Annotated in this window: 11 protein-coding genes; 10 read left to right on the top strand and 1 reads right to left on the bottom strand. The window is 70.4% G+C overall.

The annotated features are described in order from the left end of the window. Positions 1-354 precede the first annotated feature (354 nt). The 3 genes from ABZ348_RS05980 to ABZ348_RS05970 all read left to right on the top strand — a co-directional run bounded on the left by ABZ348_RS05980 (position 355) and on the right by ABZ348_RS05970 (position 4,090). A complete protein-coding gene (locus tag ABZ348_RS05980; protein WP_329022294.1) occupies positions 355-930 on the top strand; it encodes a sigma-70 family RNA polymerase sigma factor in 576 nt (191 codons plus the stop codon). Between the two features lie 382 nt (positions 931-1,312). After that, on the top strand, positions 1,313-2,815 hold the full coding sequence (gene guaB / locus ABZ348_RS05975) for an IMP dehydrogenase (RefSeq protein ID WP_358929744.1): 1,503 nt from the start codon (positions 1,313-1,315) through the stop codon (positions 2,813-2,815). 150 nt (positions 2,816-2,965) lie between these two features. Further along, positions 2,966-4,090 carry a GuaB3 family IMP dehydrogenase-related protein gene (locus ABZ348_RS05970; RefSeq protein WP_358929742.1) on the top strand — a complete coding sequence of 375 codons (1,125 nt, stop codon included), beginning with the start codon at positions 2,966-2,968 and terminating at the stop codon, positions 4,088-4,090. A gap of 165 nt (positions 4,091-4,255) precedes the next feature. Here the strand turns inward: ABZ348_RS05970 and ABZ348_RS05965 are convergent, their stop codons facing one another. Further along, the gene (locus ABZ348_RS05965) at positions 4,256-5,485 is read right to left on the bottom strand and encodes a nucleotide sugar dehydrogenase (RefSeq protein WP_358929740.1); all 1,230 of its coding nucleotides are present in this window, start codon (positions 5,483-5,485) and stop codon (positions 4,256-4,258) included. 457 nt (positions 5,486-5,942) lie between these two features. On the opposite strand from ABZ348_RS05965, the gene ABZ348_RS05960 reads away from it, so the two are divergent. The 7 genes from ABZ348_RS05960 to ABZ348_RS05930 all read left to right on the top strand — a co-directional run bounded on the left by ABZ348_RS05960 (position 5,943) and on the right by ABZ348_RS05930 (position 21,312). After that, positions 5,943-7,649, top strand: coding sequence for a glycerol-3-phosphate dehydrogenase/oxidase (locus ABZ348_RS05960; protein ID WP_358929738.1), 1,707 nt, complete (start codon positions 5,943-5,945; stop codon positions 7,647-7,649). A gap of 263 nt (positions 7,650-7,912) precedes the next feature. Beyond that, positions 7,913-10,633, top strand: coding sequence for a protein kinase (locus tag ABZ348_RS05955; protein WP_358929736.1), 2,721 nt, complete (start codon positions 7,913-7,915; stop codon positions 10,631-10,633). A gap of 170 nt (positions 10,634-10,803) precedes the next feature. Further along, positions 10,804-13,773, top strand: coding sequence for a serine/threonine protein kinase (locus ABZ348_RS05950; RefSeq protein ID WP_358929735.1), 2,970 nt, complete (start codon positions 10,804-10,806; stop codon positions 13,771-13,773). A 164-nt stretch (positions 13,774-13,937) separates the two neighbouring features. Next, positions 13,938-15,704, top strand: coding sequence for a serine/threonine-protein kinase (locus tag ABZ348_RS05945; protein WP_358929733.1), 1,767 nt, complete (start codon positions 13,938-13,940; stop codon positions 15,702-15,704). Positions 15,705-15,808: 104 nt separating this feature from the next. After that, complete coding sequence (locus ABZ348_RS05940) at positions 15,809-17,503, top strand: serine/threonine-protein kinase (protein ID WP_358929731.1); 1,695 nt, start codon at positions 15,809-15,811, stop codon at positions 17,501-17,503. 188 nt (positions 17,504-17,691) lie between these two features. After that, positions 17,692-19,296 (top strand): succinic semialdehyde dehydrogenase, encoded by a 1,605-nt coding sequence (locus ABZ348_RS05935; RefSeq protein ID WP_358929729.1) that lies wholly within the window; start codon positions 17,692-17,694, stop codon positions 19,294-19,296. A gap of 51 nt (positions 19,297-19,347) precedes the next feature. Further along, positions 19,348-21,312: a GMC family oxidoreductase gene (locus ABZ348_RS05930; protein WP_358929727.1), complete on the top strand. Its 1,965-nt coding sequence runs from the start codon at positions 19,348-19,350 to the stop codon at positions 21,310-21,312. Positions 21,313-21,379: the final 67 nt, after the last annotated feature.

Below are 21,379 nucleotides of genomic sequence, written 5' to 3'. Positions count from 1 at the left end.
GATGCAGGGGGAACCTCTCCGGCGGAAGGCCGAGGGGGAGCGCCAGGCCCCGCCGGACCCGCACTTCGGGCGGACGACGTTCCTTTGAGGGCACTCCGTAGACCCTGGTCAGGGGCCGCCCGGGGGGTGCGATCGACCCCGCTCGCCGCACGGCGGGCGGGGAAACGGCCCGCACGGGCGCCCGTTTCCCTCGCGATGCCGCATTCTTGAGGGGTGGAGTTCCTCGGGGACGAGTCCAGCGAGCGGAAGGGGAGGGCGCAGGCAATGAGTTCCGGCGCACCTACTCATAACGCTTCGGTGCACAACATGGGACGCGGTGCGACGGATCAGCGGCCACCAAGGCACCATGGACCGATGCGTGACGACCAGACCACGGTGATCGGCGCGCTCGTTCACCGTGCTGTCGACGGAGACGAGCAAGCCACGCACGATCTACTCGCACATGTCCATCCGCTCGCGTTGCGCTACTGCCGCACCCGGCTCAACCGGTTGCCCGGTGATGCGCGCCACTTCGTGGAGGACCTCGCTCAGGAGGTCTGCGTGGCGGTGTTGATGGCCCTACCGCGTTATCGAGATACCGGAAAGCCCTTCGAGGCGTTCGTCTTCGCCATCGCCTCGCACAAGGTCGCCGACCTTCAGCGGGCGGCGATGCGACATCCGGGATCAACGGCGGTTCCCTCCGATGAGATGCCCGAGCGCCCCGACGATTCTTTGGGGCCAGAGGAGCGGGCCCTGCTCAGCGATGACGCGGAGTGGGCGAAGAGACTCCTCGCCAGCCTGCCGGAGAACCAGCGGGAGCTGGTGGTGCTCAGGGTCGCCGTCGGTCTGACCGCCGAGGAGACGGGACAGATGCTCGGGATGTCCCCCGGCGCGGTGCGGGTCGCCCAGCACCGGGCACTCAGTCGGCTGCGGGCGCTGGCGGAACAGTAGGTCCCGTACCCGCCTGGTGATCGCCCGGGTTCGATGCCGAGCAGGGTTCGACGAGGGCGGGTGGCCTGGCCCGAGAGTTCAGCGCAATCTCTGCCCCGGACGCACGTCCGGGGCAGAGTTTTCTCTCCTGCGTTCTCTCCCGCGTTCCCTCCGGCGTTCTTTCTCCGGATTTCTCCAGCGCCAACGTGATCAGCGCCACCCGAACCCCCGGTAGGGCCCCGGAATGAGCGGTCACCGCCCTCTTTGCGTATGACTTCGCACCAGATCGTTCGTACGTACGAACACACAAAGCCGCTGACGGATCTTGATCGTGGAATGGGACGGCGTTTCAGGCCGTTAGCATGGACATCCGCACCGATCAAGGCCATTTGGGGAAGGTGTCATGACCAACGTCGACGGAGTGCCCGAGAAATTCGCGACACTCGGGCTGACCTACGACGATGTACTGCTGCTGCCGGGCTCTTCCGACATGGCCCCGGACCAGATCGACACCGCCTCGTATCTCTCGAAGAACGTGCGGGTGAACATCCCGCTGCTCTCCGCGGCGATGGACAAGGTCACTGAGTCCCGCATGGCGATCGCCATGGCACGGCAGGGCGGCGCAGGTGTCCTCCACCGCAATCTCTCCATCGCCGACCAGGCCAATCAGGTCGATCTGGTGAAGCGCTCCGAGTCGGGCATGGTCACCGATCCGATCACCGTGCTCCCGGACGCCACGCTCGCGGACGCCGACCGCCTCTGTGCGAAGTTCCGCATCAGCGGCGTTCCGGTGACGGACCGCGGCGGCAAGCTGCTCGGCATCGTCACCAACCGGGACATGGCCTTCGAGTCGGACCGCACACGTCAGGTGCGCGAGGTCATGACGCCGATGCCGCTGGTCACCGGCAAGGTGGGCATCTCCGGTGTCGACGCGATGGAACTGCTGCGCCGCCACAAGATCGAGAAGCTGCCCCTGGTCGACGAGGTCGGGATCCTCAAGGGCCTGATCACGGTCAAGGACTTCGTCAAGGCCGAGAAGTACCCGATGGCGGCCAAGGACAAGGAAGGCCGGCTGCTCGTGGGTGCGGCTGTCGGAGTCGCCGGCGACGCCTATGAGCGCGCCCAGGCCCTGATCGAGGCGGGTGTCGACTTCATCGTCGTCGACACCGCCCACGGTCACTCCCGTCTGGTCGGCGACATGGTCGCCAAGATCAAGTCGAATGCCGCGGGCGTGGACGTCATCGGCGGCAACATCGCCACGCGTGACGGTGCCCAGGCCCTGATCGACGCCGGCGTGGACGGCATCAAGGTCGGTGTCGGACCGGGCTCGATCTGTACCACGCGCGTCGTGGCCGGCATCGGAGTTCCCCAGGTCACGGCGATCTACGAAGCTTCGCTCGCCGCCAAGGAAGCCGGTGTGCCGGTGATCGGCGACGGCGGCCTCCAGTACTCGGGTGACATCGCCAAGGCCCTGGTGGCCGGCGCGGACACGGTGATGCTCGGCTCGCTCCTCGCCGGCTGCGAGGAGTCGCCCGGCGAGCTGATGTTCATCAACGGCAAGCAGTTCAAGTCCTACCGCGGCATGGGCTCGCTCGGTGCGATGCAGTCCCGCGGTGAGCAGCGTTCCTTCTCCAAGGACCGCTACTTCCAGGAGGGCGTCGCCTCCGACGAGAAGCTGGTTCCCGAGGGCATCGAGGGCCAGGTGCCCTACCGCGGTCCCCTCTCGGCCGTCGTCCACCAACTGGTGGGCGGGCTGCGCCAGTCGATGTTCTACGTCGGCGGACAGACGGTGCCCGAGCTCCAGAACAATGGCCGTTTTGTCCGCATCACGTCGGCGGGGCTCAAGGAGAGCCACCCGCACGACATCCAGATGACGGTAGAAGCGCCGAACTACAGCAAGAAGTAGGCCGGCAGAACCTCGTAGGCAGCACAGGGGCGTTTCCCGGTCGGGACCGCTGGCGGAGATCCGCCGGAGGTCTGCGACCTCCGGAACCGCCCCTGTGGTGTGCGTCGGGGATACTGGTAGGCGCAGACGTAGAGGGAAAGGCCACACAAGGTGACTGAGATCGAGATCGGGCGCGGCAAGCGCGGTCGTAGGGCGTACGCATTCGATGACATCGCCGTCGTACCGAGCCGGCGCACGCGCGACCCGAAGGAGGTCTCGATCGCCTGGCAGATCGACGCCTACCGCTTCGAGCTGCCCTTCCTCGCCGCTCCCATGGACTCGGTGGTCTCCCCGAGCACGGCGATCCGCATCGGTGAGATGGGGGGCCTCGGCGTGCTGAACCTTGAGGGCCTCTGGACGCGCTACGAGGACCCGCAGTCGCTCCTCGACGAGATCGCGGAGCTGCCGGTCGAGACCGCGACCCGCCGTCTCCAGGAGATCTACGAGGCGCCGATCAGGGAAGAGCTGATCGGGCAGCGCATCAAGGAGGTCCGCGACTCGGGCGTGGTGACGGCCGCGGCGCTCTCCCCGCAGCGGACTGCGCAGTTCTCCAAGGCCGTCGTCGACGCGGGTGTGGACATCTTCGTCATCCGTGGCACCACGGTCTCCGCCGAGCACGTCTCGGGCGCGGCCGAGCCGCTCAACCTCAAGCAGTTCATCTACGAACTGGACGTACCGGTCATTGTCGGTGGCTGTGCCACCTACACCGCGGCCCTGCACCTGATGCGCACCGGCGCCGCCGGTGTGCTGGTGGGCTTCGGCGGTGGGGCCGCGCACACCACGCGCAACGTGCTGGGCATCCAGGTGCCGATGGCGACGGCCGTCGCTGACGTCGCGGCGGCCCGCCGTGACTACATGGACGAGTCCGGCGGTCGCTACGTACACGTCATCGCCGACGGCGGAGTGGGCTGGTCCGGCGACCTCCCGAAGGCCATCGCCTGTGGCGCGGACTCGGTGATGATCGGCTCCCCGCTGGCCCGTGCCACGGACGCCCCTGGCAAGGGCCGCCACTGGGGCATGGAGGCCGTCCACGAGGACGTGCCGCGCGGCAAGCTGGTGGACCTGGGCATCGTGGGCACCACGGAGGAGGTCCTCACCGGGCCCTCGCACACCCCCGACGGCTCGATGAACTTCTTCGGTGCGCTCCGCCGCGCCATGGCGACCACGGGCTACAGCGAGCTCAAGGAGTTCCAGCGCGTCGAGGTGACGGTGGCGGACTCCCAGCACCGTCGCTGACGCATGTCCATCGGCGTTGTCACCACCGCCAGCCCTTGAGCGGTGGACGTCGGTCCGGTCGTCCAGGGCCCGGCACCCCTTCATCGGGGTGTCGGGCCCTTCGGCGTGAGCGGCTGCCCGCGGAGCCGGGAGGTCGCACAGGAATGCCGGCGGTCACTCCGGGGGTCAGAGCCGGTGCGCCGCGCCCACCGGAGTGGCTCCTCGGGTGTCGAGGAGCAGTTGGGCCTTGACCGAGAGTCCTTGCAGGTCGTAGGTCCGGTGTTGTTGGAGCAGTACGGTCAGGTCCGCCCCTGCCGCGGCCTCGTACAGCGAGTCGGCGCGCGGTACGGGACGATCCCCCACCCGCCAGTCCTGGACATAGGGGTCGTGGTAGCTGACGGAGGCGCCCAGATCCATCAGCCGGCGGGCGATCTCGGGGGCGGGGGAGCCCCGGAGGTCGCCCAGATCGGGTTTGTAGGTCACGCCGAGCAGCAGGATCCTGGCTCCGCGGGCGGACTTTCCGTACTCGTTGAGGAGGGTCGCGCAGCGCTGGCTGACGTACTGCGGCATCCGGGTGTTGATCTCCCGGGCGAGGCCGACCATCCGGAGCGGTCGACCGGCGTGCGGCAGGGGTCCTGGGTCCAGGGGGACGCCGTGACCGCCGACACCCGGGCCGGGGCGGAAGGCGAGGAAGCCGTAGGGCTTCGTCTCGGCGCAGCGGATGACGTCCCAGAGGTCGACGCCGAGGTCGTGGCAGAGGACGGCCATCTCGTTGACGAGGGCGATGTTGACGTGCCGGAAGTTGGTTTCCAGGACCTGGACGGTCTCGGCCTCGCGCGGTCCGCGGGCGCGGACGACCTTGTCCGTGAGCCGGCCGTAGAAGGCGGCGGCGGACTCGGTGCAGGCGGGGGTGAGGCCGCCGATGACCTTGGGGGTGTTGGTGTAGTCGTGGGTCCGGCTGCCGGGGTCGGTCCGGCCGGGGGAGTAGGCGAGGTGGAAGTCCCGTCCTGCCCGCAGGCCCGAGCCCGCCTCCAGGAGGGGGCGGAGGAAGGTTTCGGTGGTACCGGGTTGGACGGCGGATTCCAGCAGCACCGTGGTGTGGGGGCGGAGCCGGGAGGCGAGAGCGCGCGCCGCGTCGCCGAGGGCGCTGAGGTCGAGGTTGCCCTGTCCGTCCGGTGGGGTGGGCACGCAGATCGCGACGGTACGTACGCGGCCGAGTTCGGCCGGGTCGGTGACGGTTCTGAAGCCGCCCGAGAACATCTTGCGGATGTCGGCGGGGGTGCGGCCCGCCGCGGGTTCGGTGAGGTGCCTGGGGTCGGGGTCGTAGCCGATGGTTTCGATCCCGGCCGCGACGGCGGCCTGGGCGAGGGGTAGGCCGTGGTGTCCGAGTCCGATGACGGCGAGATCTGCGGGCATGGTGTTGGCCGTCCTTCCCATAGCCGGAGGGGAGCGTTGGCGCAAGCCCTGTGGGCGAAACGGGCGGTGCGCAATGTCAGACTAGGCGTAAATATGACCGATATGCCGCATTGCGGGCTCATGGGTGGGCGAGTGTTATCCACAGGCGGTGGCTGAAGTCGGAGAGTGCGGACAGAATCGATGGTGTGAGCGTGATCGCCGGGACGCGTGTCCTGTCGGTCGGCGTTCATGGGCCCATGGACCACGGGTCCCGTGCGGGCCCCGGCCATCGGGGTTCCTGCCGGTCCCGGTCGAAGGGTCCGGCCGGTCCGGGCACCGGACGCCCGGCCGCACGGGCTCGTGCCCGGCCCGGTCAGACCCATGGACCGCGGGTCCGTGGGCAGACGGTCCGAGCGGGGTTCGACAGCGGGGCCACGGACCCCGGCAGGGGTACGCGGGGGCGACGGGAGGCATCGCAGTGAAGACAGCGAGACTGGGACCCGAGGAGCGCGTCCAGGCGCTCGCCAGCATGGCCGAGCGGGAACTGGACGTGCTGGTGGTCGGCGCCGGAGTGGTCGGAGCCGGCACCGCACTGGACGCGGTGACGAGAGGGCTCGCCACCGGACTCGTCGAAGCCCGTGACTGGGCGTCCGGCACATCGAGCCGCTCCAGCAAGCTCATCCATGGCGGACTGCGCTATCTGGAGATGCTGGACTTCGCCCTCGTCCGCGAGGCCCTCAAGGAGCGGGGTCTGCTCCTTGAGCGGCTCGCACCCCATCTGGTCAAGCCGGTGCCCTTCCTCTACCCCTTGCAGCACAAGGGCTGGGAGCGGCTCTACGCGGGCTCCGGCGTCGCGCTCTACGACGCGATGTCGGTCTCCTCCGGGCACGGCCGCGGTCTGCCGACCCATCGCCACCTCTCGCGTCGCCACGCCCTGCGCGTCGCCCCCTGTCTCCGGAAGGACGCTCTGGTCGGGGCCCTCCAGTACTACGACGCCCAGATGGACGACGCCCGGTTCGTGGCGACCCTGGTGCGCACGGCCGCGGGTTACGGGGCGCACGTGGCCTCCCGGGCGCGCGTGGTCGGCTTCCTCCGTGAGGGGGAGCGGGTCGTCGGTGCCCGCGTGCAGGACGTGGAAGCCGGCGGCGAGTACGAGATCCGGGCCAAGCAGATCGTCAACGCCACCGGGGTGTGGACGGACGACACCCAGGCCCTGATCGGTGAGCGCGGACAGTTCCACGTGCGGGCGTCCAAGGGCATCCACCTGGTTGTTCCCAAGGACCGCATCCACTCCACCACCGGTTTGATCCTGCGCACGGAGAAGTCGGTGCTGTTCGTCATCCCCTGGGGACGGCACTGGATCGTGGGCACGACCGACACCGACTGGGACCTCGACAAGGCGCACCCCGCCGCCTCCAGCGCCGACATCGACTATCTGCTGGAGCACGTCAATTCGGTCCTCGCCGTGCCGCTGACCCGCGATGACGTCCAAGGGGTGTACGCCGGGCTGAGGCCGCTGCTCGCCGGGGAGTCGGACGCCACCAGCAAGCTCTCGCGCGAGCACACGGTGGCCCATCCCGTGCCCGGACTGGTCGTGGTCGCCGGAGGCAAGTACACGACCTACCGGGTGATGGCGAAGGACGCGGTGGACGCGGCGGTGCACGGCCTCGACCAGCGGGTCGCCGACTGTGTCACGGAGGACGTGCCGTTGGTCGGCGCCGAGGGCTACACGGCCCTGTGGAACGCCCGTGCCCGGATGGCCGCGCGCACCGGTCTGCACGTGGTTCGCGTGGAGCACCTGCTCAATCGCTACGGGGCCCTGACGGAGGAGGTGTTGGCCCTCGTCACCGAAGACCCCTCACTGGGTGAGCCGCTCACGGGAGCCGACGACTATCTGAGGGCCGAGGTCGTCTACGCCGCCTCCCACGAAGGGGCGAGGCATCTGGACGATGTGCTCACCCGCCGTACCCGGATCTCCATAGAGACCTTCGACCGGGGCGTACGCAGTGCGCGGGAGTGCGCCGGGCTGATGGCACCGGTCCTGGGATGGGACGAGGGGCAGATCGACAAGGAGGTCGCCCACTACAAGAAGCGGGTCGAAGCGGAACGCGAATCACAGCGGCAGCCCGACGATCTGACGGCGGACGCTGCGAGGTTGGGCGCACCCGACATCGTGCCCTTGTGATTGCGCCCCCTTTGTGATCCTGTTGTTCTGGCGATCCCGGTCCGCGCGGAGCCTGCGGCGGTGACCGTGTGAACCGCGAGCCGCATGTCGAGCGTTGGCACTGTGGGTGGCCCCCGGCTTCGGGGTTGTGCGCCGGTGCTCCGCGGACCCGGGAGAGAAGCCGATCCCGGGGTGAGGGACAATGAAGCCTCTGCCAGGGCGTGTTACCGCATCGCGCGGGAGCGGCAGGCGCGGGCGAAGATCATGGATCGCAGAGGGGACGCATGTCGGAGGCGGAACAGTCGCGGGAGCCCCAGCGGGACAAGTCGAAGGAGCCCAAGGCGTCCAGCTCTCAGCGGGATGACGCGGGCCGTTCTCGTACTGGTGCCGGTGAGCGGGCTGACGCGGCGTCGGGGGAGGCCGGTGCGGCGGCGTCGCAGGAGCGGGCCGGACGGGGATCCGGTGCGGAGGCCGGGGTGAAGCTCGGGACGAAGACCTCCGGTGCGCGGGGCGATTCGGAGCACGAAACGGACTCGGCGGCCCGGGGCGACGCCAAGGCCGTTGCCAAGACGGAAGCTGATGTTCCGTCGACCGTCGCAGCGGGCAGCGGCACAACCGGAGGTGAGGCGTCCGGCGCCTCCTCGGCGCGATGGGGCTCGGAGGACGAGTCCGGACGCCCCAGCGGGGGTGAGGGCGCATCACGAGCGTCCGCTTCGGACGGCTCGACGCGGGTGCCACGACAGACGACCGGCAGGCAGGCCCCGGCGGTTGCGGCGGGCGAGCAGCAGGGCGACGACGCATCCCGGTCCGCTCGTGGCGAAGCGTCCGCCGCCGAGACACCTGCGGAAGGCGCCTCCGACGGAAAGGGCGCCACCGCGTCCGATGAGGCGCGGCCCGTCGACCACGCATCGGCGTCCGCCGGTGGAGCAGCGCCAGGTGAACCGTCGAGCCGCGCCGCAACGGACGACGAAGGCCGTTCCCCCGGTGCGGAAGTGACGTCTCCACAGGAGCAGGACGGTCCCCGCAACACCCCTCAAGAAGCCCCACGAGATGCGGTGACGGCACGGGACCGGTCGTCCGGCAAGGCCGCCGGGGACTCGGGCGACCGATCGCACCGAGGCTCCGGGCGGGGCGCCGCCTCCGGTTCGGGACGCCAGGACTCCGAAGGTCGACTGCTGGCCGGACGGTACCGGCTCGGCGGGGTGTTGGGGCGCGGCGGAATGGGCACGGTCTGGCGCGCGGTCGACGAGACCCTCGATCGCACCGTCGCCGTGAAGGAACTTCGCTTCCCCAACAGCATCGACGACGAGGAGAAGCGGCGGCTCATCACCCGGACGCTGCGCGAGGCCAAGGCCATCGCCCGCATCCGCAACAACAACGCCGTGACGGTCTTCGATGTCGTCGACGAGGACGACCGGCCCTGGATCGTGATGGAGTTGGTGGAGGGCAAGTCCCTCGCCGAAGCGATCCGTGAGGACGGCACTCTCACGCCCCACCGCGCCGCCGAGGTGGGACTGGCGATCCTGGACGTCCTGCGCTCCGCCCATCGCGAGGGCATCCTGCACCGCGATGTGAAGCCGTCCAACGTGCTGATCGCCGAAGACGGCCGGGTCGTGCTCACCGACTTCGGGATCGCCCAGGTCGAGGGCGATCCGTCGATCACCTCCACCGGAATGCTCGTCGGAGCCCCCTCGTACATCTCTCCGGAGCGGGCGCGCGGGCATCGACCGGGGCCCGCTGCCGACCTGTGGTCGCTCGGCGGACTGATCTACGCGAGCGTCGAGGGCTGCCCGCCGTATGACAAGGGTTCGGCGATCGCGACCCTCACCGCGGTGATGACCGAGCCGCTCGACCCGCCGAAGAACGCGGGCCCGTTGGAGGAGGTCATCTACGGCCTGCTGGCCAAGGACCCCGCGCAGCGCCTGGACGACGCCGGGGCGCGGGCCCTGCTCACCAAAGTGGTGTACGCCCCGCCGCCGACGCCCGAGCCGCCGCGGGATGCCACCCGCGCCATGGTCCTCCCGAGCGTTCCGCCGCCGCTTCCGACGCCGCCGGTCGCTCCGCCGGCTCCCGCGGCGGATCGCCGCAGGGGTGCGTCGGACGCCGTGCGGGGCGCAGCCGTGGCCAAGGAGCCGGAGACGAGCGTCAGTTCCCTCCAGGGCGAAGGGAGCACTCCGCCGCCCAAGCCGGCGACGCCCCCGGTACAGCGGGCAGCAGGCCGTGCCGCGCTCACCGATGTCGTGCCGCGCCGCACCCTGGTCATCGTGGCGGTCGTGGTGGCGCTCGCAGTGATCGCCGCCGTGGTGTTCGCCATCGTCGACGGCAACGATGACGACGGTCCGCAGGCCAAGCCGAAGGCGACCGCGTCCGCCGGTGCCACCACGGGTCAGGAGTCCAAGTCGGGCGACCCCGGCACGAGCGGCGAGCCCGGCGAGGCCGGCAAGGAGCCGACGCAGAGCGCGAACCAGAGCCCGGGCGTTGGACAGGGCACCAACCCCAAGCCCTCCACCCAGCCCAGCGCTTCGTCCCTGCCCCCGGGGAACGGCCTTCCCGCGGGCTACGCCCTGGTCTCCAACGACGAGTTCCGCTTCACCATCGCCATGCCCAAGGGCTTCAAGCGGACCGGTACGGCCGGGCAGAGTTCGGGCGCCATATTCAGCAAGGACGGCGGCTTCCCGCGGCTCCAGGTGGACTTCAACGACAGCCCCAAGGACAACGCCCAGGCCGCTTGGACCGCCGCGGTCGCGGCGGTCAGCGCAACGAGCAACGGATATGTGCACCGGGGCATAAGGACCGTCGAGTACAAGGGCTATCCCACGGTCGCCGACTGGGAGTTCGAGCGCACCCAGCAGGGGCAGAAGGTTCGGATACTCAACCGGGGGTTCAAGGTGGACGACCGTCGCGGATACTCGATCATGATCAGTTGTCCTGCGGCTGCGTGGGACGCGGCGGAGTGCGACACGCTCCGTAAGACGGCGTTCGCCACATTCGCTCCCAAGGATTGAGGCGGTACACGTATCGTGAGAGCGCGCGAACGGTCCGCAGCCGCTCTATGCCGTTGAGTGACCGGAACTGACGGGTATTGACCAACTGGTGGGACCGGGGTTTGGCTGCGGCTCCCGGAAGCACGTTGAAGACAGTCGAAGACGGCGCAGCAGGCTTGCGGGGAGGCGACATGGACGAGTACGCGGGCAGGGTGCTCGCCGACCGGTACCGTCTGCCGCTACCGCCGTCGGACGAGTACGAACTGGCGGAGACCAGGGCGTTCGACACGTACAGCGGGCAAGAGGTCCTGGTGCGGCAGGTGCCGCTGCCGGAGATCGTCGAGGCCGAGGTCGTCGACGTCGACGGCGTCGTGGGCGCCCCTCCCCGACGTGTCCCGCCGGGGCGGTCCGTACGCGATGCGGCCGACCCCTCGGTGCGGCGCGCCATCGAGGCGGCGCAGGCCGCCGCCCGGATCCCCGATCATCCGCGTCTGGACCAGGTCTTCGACGTCTTCGCCGAAGCCGGCTCGCTGTGGATAGTGAGCGAACGCGTTGCCGCGAGGCCGCTGGCCGCACTGCTCGCCGAGCGGCCCCTGGGACCGTACCGGGCCGCTGAGGTCGCATCCGACGTGCTGACCGCACTGCTGGTGCTGCACGCCCACGGCTGGACCCACCGGAACATCACGGTTCGCACGGTCCTGGTCTGCGACGACGGCCGGGTCGTCCTCACCGGGTTGGCGGCCGGCGCGGCCGAGGAGGCGCTCTGCGGCTACGCGCCGGTTCCCCAGGAGTTCCCCGAGCCCGCGGCACTTGACTCATCACTCGACCCCGATGCGTACGACAACGCGTATGACGATGCGTACGACGGCGCGTATGCCGAGACGAATGCGGAGACGTACGCCGAGGCTCACGACGACGGCTACGGCACCTCCGACGGGCACGCGGAACACGAGCGCTACGAAGGGCCGTACGCGGCGGCCGAGGATGATGACGCCGGGTTCCACGGGACCGAAGGCGTCGATCCGTACGGCGGACACGCTCCGAACCCAGGCGTGGGCGCGGCGGATCGCGGCACCACCGGCTACGACGGTGACGACTCATCGGATGTGGACCGCGGGGGGCGGCCGAGCCCGTACGGCATACCTGCCGACCCCGGCCTGGTGCGCCCCTACGCCTCCCGGTCGGTCGAGGCCCCCTCGGCCGGCGTGCCCGACGCACGGGCCGCCCGCGCCGGAGCGATAGCCGCCTACCGCGCAGGTGCGCAGGCAGCGGCACGCATCTCGGAGGACCAGCGTCTCGGCGGGCCTCCGGTACAGACGGGCCACGATCCCGACTGGTGGGCCAGGAAGCCCAGTGACCTCACCCGGGAACCCGTCCACCACGACGAAGACACCGATCACGCCGACCACAGCGGTTACGCCGGTTACGCCGAAGACGCCGACACCGACGACCCCGACCGCCCCGGACGGGTTCGCCTCACCGGCACCTGGCAGGACGCACCCTTCCCCGGGCAGGACGGTCCGCCGCCGCTCCCCGCAGGCGGTGGATTCGAACCGCGGCACAACCCCCATCGCAACAGCGACCCCTACGGTGTGCGTCAACTGCCGCCGGCCCGGGTCCCCAGCCAGTCCCCGGGCCACGAGCAGGAGGCGGAGGGCGATCAGGCTCCGCACCCAGGCCCGGACGGCGACGCCGACTCCCGCGCACTGCCCGCACCCCGCACCCCGAGCACCCCGGCCGTCTCGGCCGCGGGCGGCTGGGACAGCCGGGGCGGAGGGGGAAGCGAGGCGCTGCGCGCCGACGCCCAGCGTCAATCGAGCCTTCCGGTCGTCGCGCAGCCGACTCCGGTGGGCTGGGAAGAGGTCCGGGCCGGTGCCGAAGTCCCCGTCCACCACGGGCCGGCCACCCCACTGGCGGCGGAGCGGGCCCGACAGGCCAGGATCGCGGTCGTCGGTGCCGTGACCGAGCGCTGGGCTCCCGAACAGGCCGGCCCCGTCCATGAGAACTGGCAGCTCGCGGCCCCGGTCGGCCCGGCGACCGATCTCTGGGCGTTGGGCGCCCTCCTCTACCGGTGCGTCCAGGGCCACGCCCCCTACCCCGAGGAGAACGCCGCCGAACTGGTGCAACTCGTCTGCTCCGAGCCACCGGCCTTCGCCGAGGAGTGCGGGCCGCTGCGCCCGGTCGTCGAGTCCCTGCTGCGCCAGGACCCCACCGAGCGGCCGGACTTCGAGGAACTGCGCGGCTGGCTGCGTTCCCTGGTGCGTTCGGCGCCCGAGCCCGAGGCCGGCGTGGACGTCGTACCGGTCCCTTCGCCGCCCATCAAGCCGGACAGCAGCCGGCTTCCGGTCATCCGCCGCCGCGGCGAACTGGTCCGACGGCGCCGCACGAACTCCGAGATGGTCCACGGGCGGCACCGTCACAAGAAGCCGCGTGAACAGCGTCGCGGCCCGGGGGCACTCGGCCGCACCCTGCTCGCGCTCATACTGTTGCTGCTGGCCGGGGCTGTCGCGTACGCCCTGTTCTTCATGCCGAAGGCGGACGAGCAGGACCGCACCGCACCGCAGGGGTCCGTAGGGCCCCAGCCGACCCGACCGGCTCCTTCGGGCCAGACGCCCGACCCGGGACGCACCACGGCCTCCAGCCCGCCGAAGTCGACGCAGAGCCCCCGCTCGCAGCAGCCCCAGACCTCGGCGACCGCGGGTGATCTGCCGGCCGGCTACGCCCTGCGCAAGGACCCCGAGGACTTCCAGGTGGTGGTGAACGAGGGGTGGGAGCGCCGCCCGATGAACGACATCGGCCAGGTCCGCTTCAGTAACGGCGACTTCACCCTCATCATCGTCCCGGGCCGCGACAGTGTGCAGACGAGCGGCGACGATCCGATGGTCTACCAGCAGGACAAGGAGCGAGAGCTCCAGCCCTTCCGCGACTCGACCTGGGCCGATGTGACCGGTCAGCGCCGGATCGAAGTCGGTCAGCGGGTCATGGCCGAGGGCCAGTACACCTGGCAGGACACCAACGGTCGCAACGTCTTCGTCCGCAATCTGGCCATGATCCTCAACGGTCGTTACCACGTGGTGCAGGTGATCGGCCCCGACGATCAGCGGGACAAGGTGAACGAGGCGTACCGCGAGGCCGCGGACAGCTATCGCGCGACCAGTTGATCCCTGAGCTGCTCGACAGGGCTGTTGGCGCATGACTTTGAGCGTCCATCAGTTGTTGACGATCGGCGACGAACCTACGGAGCGCGCGAGTTGGTCGGGCCCCACCTGATCCTTCTCGGCCATGTCTTCCGTACCCTTGGTCCCCTGGAACGGGCGGGGGAATCGTGGAAAACGCTCATCACGGCGGCGACGCCGTGCACTCTCAGGGCATCGGCGCAGGTCTGGTGCTGGCGGGGCGCTATCGACTGGCCGAGGCCATCGGGCGTGGCGGAATGGGGCAGGTGTGGCGCGCCCATGACGAAGTGCTCCACCGGGTGGTGGCGATCAAGGAAATGACGGCGGGGATGTACGCCACCGAGGCGGACCGCGCCGTACTGCACACGCGTACGCGGACCGAGGCGCGCGCCGCGGCTCGCATCAGCCACCCGGGTGTGGTCACCGTGCACGACGTGCTCGACCACGACGGTCGGCCCTGGATCGTCATGGAGTACGTGAACGGCCCCTCGCTCGCGGATGCGGCCGCGGCGCAGGGGCCGACCGGCTGTCTGCCGGCGCGCGAGGTGGCCCGGATCGGCCTTGAGGTGCTGCGGGCGCTGGGCGCCGCCCATGCCGCAGGCGTTCTCCACCGGGACGTGAAGCCCGCGAACATCCTGCTGGGTCCGGACGGCCGGGCCCGCATAACCGACTTCGGCATCGCGGCCATCGAGGGGGATTCCACGATCACCAGGACCGGTGAGATCGTGGGGTCCCTCGACTATTTGGCGCCCGAGCGGGTGCGCGGGGCCGACCCGGGTGCCGCTTCCGACCTATGGTCGTTGGGAGCGACGCTCTACACGGCCGTGGAGGGCACCTCCCCCTTCCGGCGGACCTCGCCCTTGATGACCATGCAGGCGGTGGTGGACGAGGAGCCCGTCCACCCGCAACAGGCCGGGCCGCTCGCTCCTGTGGTCATGGCCCTGTTGCAGAAGGACCCGCAGGCCCGGCCTTCGTTGCAGGAGACGGAAGGGATGCTTCAGGCGGTTCTGGATGGCCAGGATCCCGCGGCGGTCTTCGCTGCGTCGCCCACTCGGACCGTGACGCAACCCCAGCGGCAGCCCCAACCCGTGCCGCCGCCGCCCATGAACGGGCCGACACCACCCCACCACACGCCACCCCACCACACGCCGATCCATCACACGCCCCCTCAGCACACTCCGTACGCTCCGCATCCCCTGCCGCCGCCGCCCGAGCGTCCGCGCGCCACGGGCATACGGACGTCCCTGGTCGTCATCGCGCTCGCGGTGGTCGTCGGTACCGGCGTCGGGATCGCCGGTTTCGTCTACTTCAACGGGGAGCGGAAGTCCCCGCAGACGGTGAAGTCGGCGGCGCCGCAGGTCACGGTCTCCTTGACGCCGACGATCTCCCAGCCGCCGCCCAGCCCCGCCGCCCAGGGGCCCGAAGCCTCCGCGGCGGCCTCCAGCACTCCCCAGACCTCCCAGGAAGTGCCGGAGGGTTGGCGACGGGTCGTCGATCCGGCCGGTTTCAGTCTGCTCGTACCGGACGGTTGGGAACGACGGGTCCAGGGCGGTCAGATCGACTACACCCCCGACGGCGGCCGGCACCTCCTGCGGATCGGGATCGACGACTCGCCCGACTACGACCATCCGCACGCGCACATGCTGGACCTGGAGAAGGTCCTTGCGAAGCTTCCCGACTACCAACGCGTCACGTTGACGCCGAACCTCTTCCGGGACCAGGCCAAGTCGGCGCTGTGGGAGTTCACCTGGAACGAGGAGAAGACCTTCCCCGGTCCACGACGGGCCGTCGACCAGATGTACTTCGGTGCGGACGGTACGGAGTACGCGCTCTACATGTCCGGTCCGGCCGAGGACTGGTCGGTGACCCAGGACCAGTTCGACACGGTGCTGCGCAGCTGGCGGCCCCCGAACTGACGCCTCGTGCGCTGGTGACCGCCCCCGGCACCAACTGTCACGGCTCTGCATCCGCTGGACGGCGCCCATGGCGTCCACGGCCGAAAAGTGACCAGGATGTGTGCATGACGAACAACCGTGGCCGGAGGAACGAGCCCACCAGCTATGACCTCAGGCCACCGCACGCTCCGCAGGTCCCGACGCACGTTCCCCCGCCGATGCCGCCGGAACACCGCAGTCCACAGCCGTCGGTGAGCGGCCTGCCACCGCTGCCGACGGCGGCCGTGCCCGCGCCGGCAGCGGCCGGGACCGAGCAGGGGCGTCGCATCGGCGGGCGGTACCGACTCGTCAGCAGGCTCGGACACGGCGGCATGGGCACGGTCTGGCGGGCGCACGACGAGGTCGTGGACCGTGAGGTCGCGGTCAAGGAACCCCGTGTTCCCGACCATCTGAGCGCCGCTGAACGGGAGAAGGTCTATGTGCGGATGCAGCGCGAGGCCCGTGCTGCGGCCCGTATCGAGCATCCGGCCGTGGTCACCATGCACGACGTGGTCATCGAGGACGGCAAACCCTGGATCGTGATGGAGTTGGTCCACGGCCAGTCCCTCGCGGACCGCCTCCAAGAGGGCACGCTCGACGTCCGGGAAGCCGCCCGGATCGGGCTCGCCGTGCTCGGGGCGCTGACCGCCGCCCATGAGGCAGGAGTGCTGCACCGCGATGTCAAACCGGACAACGTCCTGTTGGGACGGGCCGAGCGGGTGGTCCTCACCGACTTCGGCATTGCGCAGATCGAGGGCGAGCAGGGGCTGACGGAGACCGGTGCCTTCGTCGGCTCGCCCGAGTTCATCGCCCCCGAGCGGGTGTTGGGGCAGCGCCCCGGGCCCGAATCCGACCTGTGGTCGCTCGGCGTGGTGCTGTACGCGGTGGTCGAGGGAGTGTCCCCGTACCGACGCTCACACGTCCCGGCGACCTTGCAGGCCGTGCTGTCCGCCGAGCCGCAGACGCCCTCGCGCGGATCGGGCGCCCTGGGCACCCTGGTGATGCAACTCCTGCGTAAGGATCCGGCCATGCGGCCGGGTGCGGCGGAGATCCGGCAGGTCCTGGAGGGCGTCGCCCGGCCACCGCAGCTCGCCCACGACCTCACACAGTCGTCTTTGGGTCGCCCGCAGAGCACCACCGGCGGCAACCGATGGGTGCCGCCGGTGCTCCAGCAGAGCAAGGGCGCCCGGTACGGGTTCGGCGGCGGGCTGCTCGCAGCCCTCGTCACCCTGGTCGTCGTGCTGGCCGACCCGTTCGGCGGGACGGCAGGGCAGATGCCCGAGGGGTGGGAGGTCCGCTCCGACCGCGAGGTGGTGGCGGCGAACATGGCCGTGCCCTCCGAGTACCAGCGGGTGGAGGAGAACCGGGGGTCGAGCGTCACCTACTACGACCCCAGTGGTGTGTTCCTGATCCATCTGGAGCGGATCGAGACCGCCGAGGAGGAGAAGGCGTTGCCGCCGACCGAAAGCGCCTGGCGCGCCCACTACGAGAGGGGCGGCGAGAACGGGAGGGAGATCGACGAACCCAAGGTGACGATCACGGCGACCGAGCAGCAGGGGAAGAAGGCGTTCGACACCACCGTCGACTTCCTGCCGCCCAACGCCTTCGGCGACAACCCGACCCGGATGCGTTGGCAGGAGCGGATCGTCGCCACGGGCGAAGGGGCGAGCGAGGTGTACTGGCGCCTGCGGGTCTCCGGTCCCGCCCAGGGATGGGCCGCCGAGGAGGGCAGTGCGCTGTTCGAACGGGTGGTGAAGCACCTGGACATCCAGGAGCTGTGAGGGAATCGCAAGCGCACGAGCACGGCGGCGCTCAGGAACGGGACGGTCCCGGGCGGCGCGGGCCCTTCTCGGTGCAACCCCCTGATCAGGGCTTATGTGCCAGTGAACGCTGGCGCGGTGCCGTAGTGGGACGAAAGGTGTTACCGGCGGGTACCCAAAGCGGGCTCCGGCTCGTTACCCTCGGCCCCATGACGGAGTCGAAGCCCCTCGGTACCAACCCCACCGCCCCCGCACCGGCCGGCGCGCGCACCGCCGACGACGTGGTCACTCCGGAGGTGGTCGCCCAGCTCACCCGGGGCGTCATCGGCTCCCGTCGCACCACCAACCACACCCCCTTCACCGGGGCGGAACTCGCCAACCTCCCCGAGGCGACGCCCGAGGACGTGGCCATCGCCTTCGAGCGGGCCCGTGCTGCCGGCGGCGCGTGGGCGGCGACTCCGGTCCGCGCCCGCGCCGCGGTCCTCCTACGCTTCCACGACCTGCTCCTGGAACGTCAGGCCGAGGTGCTCGACCTCATCCAGTTGGAGACGGGCAAGGCCCGGCTGCACGCCCACGAAGAGGTGCAGGCGGTGGCCGTCGCCGCCCGCCACTACGGCCGCCGGGCCGCCGCCTACCTCAACCCCCGACGGCACACGGGTGTGGTTCCCGTACTGACGAAGGTGACCGAGTTCCGTCAGCCGCGCGGGGTCGTGGGCCAGATCGCGCCCTGGAACTACCCGCTTGAACTCTCCATCGGCGATGCGCTCCCCGCGTTCGTCGCCGGCAACGCCCTGGTGATGAAACCGGACACGGAGACCGCGCTGACGGCACTGTGGGCCCGCGATCTCTTGCTGGAGGCGGGTCTCCCCGCAGAGGTGTTCCAGATCGTCCTGGGGGAGGGGCCCGTCGTCGGACCCGAGGTCGTCCGGCACGCCGACTACGTCTCCTTCACCGGCTCCACCCGTACCGGACGCGAGGTCGCCCAGGGCGCGGCGGCCCGTCTCATCGGCGTCTCGCTGGAGCTCGGCGGAAAGAACCCCATGCTCGTGCTGCACGACGCGGACATCGAGCAGGCCGCCGCCGGCGCGGTCCGCGCCTGCTTCTCGTCGGCCGGTCAGCTCTGCATCTCCATCGAACGGCTCTACGTCCACGAGTCCATCGCCGACCGCTTCGTCCAGCGGTTCGCCGAACGCACCCGGGCCATGCGTCTCGGACACGCGCTCGCCTACGGTGCGGACATGGGCTCCCTCGCCGGTGAACGCCAACTCGCCGCCGTGACCCGGCACGTGGAGGAGGCCGTGGCCAAGGGCGCGACCGTGGTGGCCGGCGGCACCGCACGACCCGACATCGGCCCCTACTTCTACGAGCCGACCATCCTGGACGGCGTCGAGCCGCCGATGGCCGTCTGCGCCGAGGAGACCTTCGGACCGGTGGTCTCCCTCTACCGCTTCACCGACGAGGACGCGGCGGTCGAGGCCGCCAACGCCACCCCGTACGGACTGAACGCCAGCATCTGGACGCGCGACGGCAGGCGCGGACGGGCGCTCGCCACCCGACTGCGCGCGGGTACGGTGAACATCAACGAGGCGTACGCGTCGGCTTACGGAAGCGTCCAGTCCCCGATGGGCGGGATGAAGGACTCCGGCCTCGGGCGGCGCCACGGCTCGGAGGGCATCCTCAAGTACACCGAGGCCCAGACCGTCGCCCAACAACGGCTCCTGCCGCTCGCGCCGTCGCACGGCATGGACGACCGGAAGTACACCGACGTGATGAGCCGCTCGCTGCGGGCGATGAAGGCCCTGCGCCTCCGCTAGCCCGCCAGCCTTCGGCCAGCCGGACGACACCCTCCCGGTACGAGGAGAGCCATGCCCGAGGCAACGCCCGTGCTCCGCACACCGGAGGACCCCGAGCCGCCCGGTACCCCCGACGAGTCCAGTACTTCCGATGAGCTCAGCGCCCACGATGAACCGACCCTGCCCGATGAACCGACCCTGTCCGACGAACAGGCCGGGTCCGACGACGATCGCGGCGACTACGACGTGATCGTGATCGGCTCGGGCTTCGGCGGCAGCGTCGCGGCGCTGCGGCTCACCGAGAAGGGGTACCGGGTCGCGGTGCTGGAAGCCGGCCGGCGCTTCACCCGTGAGACGCTGCCCAAGAACTCCTGGGACCTGCGCAACTTCCTGTGGGCCCCGCGCCTCGGACTCTTCGGCATCCAGCGCATCCATCTGCTGGGCAAGGTGATGGTCCTGGCCGGCGCCGGGGTGGGCGGTGGCTCGCTGAACTACGCCAACACCCTCTACGTGCCGCCCGAGCCCTTCTTCCGCGATCCGCAGTGGCGGGACATCACCGACTGGCAGGAAGAACTCGCACCCCACTACGACCAGGCGCGGCGGATGCTCGGTGTGCGGACCAACCCGACCGTGACCGCGTCCGACGTCCACCTCCGTGCCACGGCCCGGGCGATGGGCATCGGCGACACCTTCCACCTGGCGCCGGTCGGAGTGTTCTTCGGCGACGGCGCGGACGCCGACGAAACCGTGTGCACCGCCCCCGGTACGGAGGTGCCCGACCCCTACTTCGGCGGCGTCGGCCCCTCCCGCACGGCCTGCCGGGAGTGCGGCGAGTGCATGACCGGCTGTCGCCACGGAGCGAAGAACACCCTCAACGAGAACTACCTCCACCTCGCCGAGCGCGCGGGAGCCGTGGTCCATCCGATGACGACCGCGATCGCGCTCACCCAGGACCCCCAGGGCGGACTGACGGTCACGACCGTGCCGAGCGACCGGCGCCGGGGCCGCGGGCGCACGTTCATGGCGCCCCGGGTCATCGTCGCGGCGGGCACCTACGGCACCCAGACCCTGCTGCACCGGATGAAGGACACCGGAGGGCTCCCCGCACTCTCGGCCCGGCTCGGCGAACTGACCCGGACGAACTCCGAAGCGCTGGTGGGCGCCCAGACCGACGACCGCCGCTACCGTCGGCGCCACGGCGCACCGAGGGCCGACTTCACCCGGGGCGTCGCCATCACCTCGTCCATCCACCCCGACGCCGACACCCACATCGAGCCGGTGCGCTACGGCAGGGGTTCCAACGCCATGGGCCTGCTGACGATCCTCCAGGTGCCCTACCGCACCCGGGCCCGGGTGCGCGGCTGGCTCGGCCAGCTGGCCCGGCACCCCGTACGGGCGGTCCGCTCGCTGTCCAACCGGCGCTGGTCGGAGCGGACCATCATCGGGCTGGTCATGCAGTCCCTGGACAACTCGCTCACCACCTACCGCAAGCCCGCTGGCATCGGCAAGGGGCTGCTGACCGCCCGGCAGGGCCACGGAGCCCCCAACCCCGGCCAGATCGCCGCGGCGACCCGGGCCGCATCGCTGCTCGCCGAGGAGATCAACGGCTTTGCCGGCTCCAACATCGGTGAGCTGATGGGTACGCCGCTGACCGCGCACTTCCTCGGCGGCTGCCCGATCGGGGCATCGGCGGACACGGGCGTGATCGATCCCTACCACCGGCTGTACGGGCACCCGGGGATCTCGGTGGTGGACGGCGCAGCCGTCACCGCGAATCTGGGCGTCAATCCATCGTTGACCATCACCGCCCAGGCGGAACGGGCGCTATCGATGTGGCCCAACAGGGGTGAGGTGGACCCGCGCCCCGCCCAAGGTGCGCCGTACCAAAGGGTTCCGGCCGTGCCCCCGGTCGCGCCCGTGGTGCCGGCGGGCGCGTTCGGCGCTCTGCGGTTGCCGTTCCTCGGTATCCCGGCCGTTCCGCCGCGCTCCCAAACCTCCGCAGCCGAGGACGCCACGATCCGTCCGAAAAGCGACTGACAGCGGGTACCGGCAGCGGCACGCGGCCGTCCGGACAGACAGAGAGACCCCGGACAGACAGAGAGGC

Origin of the sequence: Streptomyces sp. NPDC005963 (genome assembly GCF_040638655.1) — a bacterium.
Lineage (GTDB): Bacteria > Actinomycetota > Actinomycetes > Streptomycetales > Streptomycetaceae > Streptomyces.
This window is presented reverse-complemented; position numbering and strand designations above follow the sequence as displayed.

Excerpts from the sequence above, each read along its gene's own strand:
- ABZ348_RS05980 (WP_329022294.1), top strand. The coding sequence starts at position 355 with ATGCGTGACGACCAGACCACGGTGATCGGCGCGCTCGTTCACCGTGCT.
- guaB (WP_358929744.1), top strand. The coding sequence starts at position 1,313 with ATGACCAACGTCGACGGAGTGCCCGAGAAATTCGCGACACTCGGGCTG.
- ABZ348_RS05965 (WP_358929740.1), bottom strand. The coding sequence starts at position 5,485 with ATGCCCGCAGATCTCGCCGTCATCGGACTCGGACACCACGGCCTACCC.
- ABZ348_RS05955 (WP_358929736.1), top strand. The coding sequence starts at position 7,913 with ATGTCGGAGGCGGAACAGTCGCGGGAGCCCCAGCGGGACAAGTCGAAG.
- ABZ348_RS05950 (WP_358929735.1), top strand. The coding sequence starts at position 10,804 with ATGGACGAGTACGCGGGCAGGGTGCTCGCCGACCGGTACCGTCTGCCG.
- ABZ348_RS05940 (WP_358929731.1), top strand. The coding sequence starts at position 15,809 with ATGACGAACAACCGTGGCCGGAGGAACGAGCCCACCAGCTATGACCTC.
- ABZ348_RS05935 (WP_358929729.1), top strand. The coding sequence starts at position 17,692 with ATGACGGAGTCGAAGCCCCTCGGTACCAACCCCACCGCCCCCGCACCG.
- ABZ348_RS05930 (WP_358929727.1), top strand. The coding sequence starts at position 19,348 with ATGCCCGAGGCAACGCCCGTGCTCCGCACACCGGAGGACCCCGAGCCG.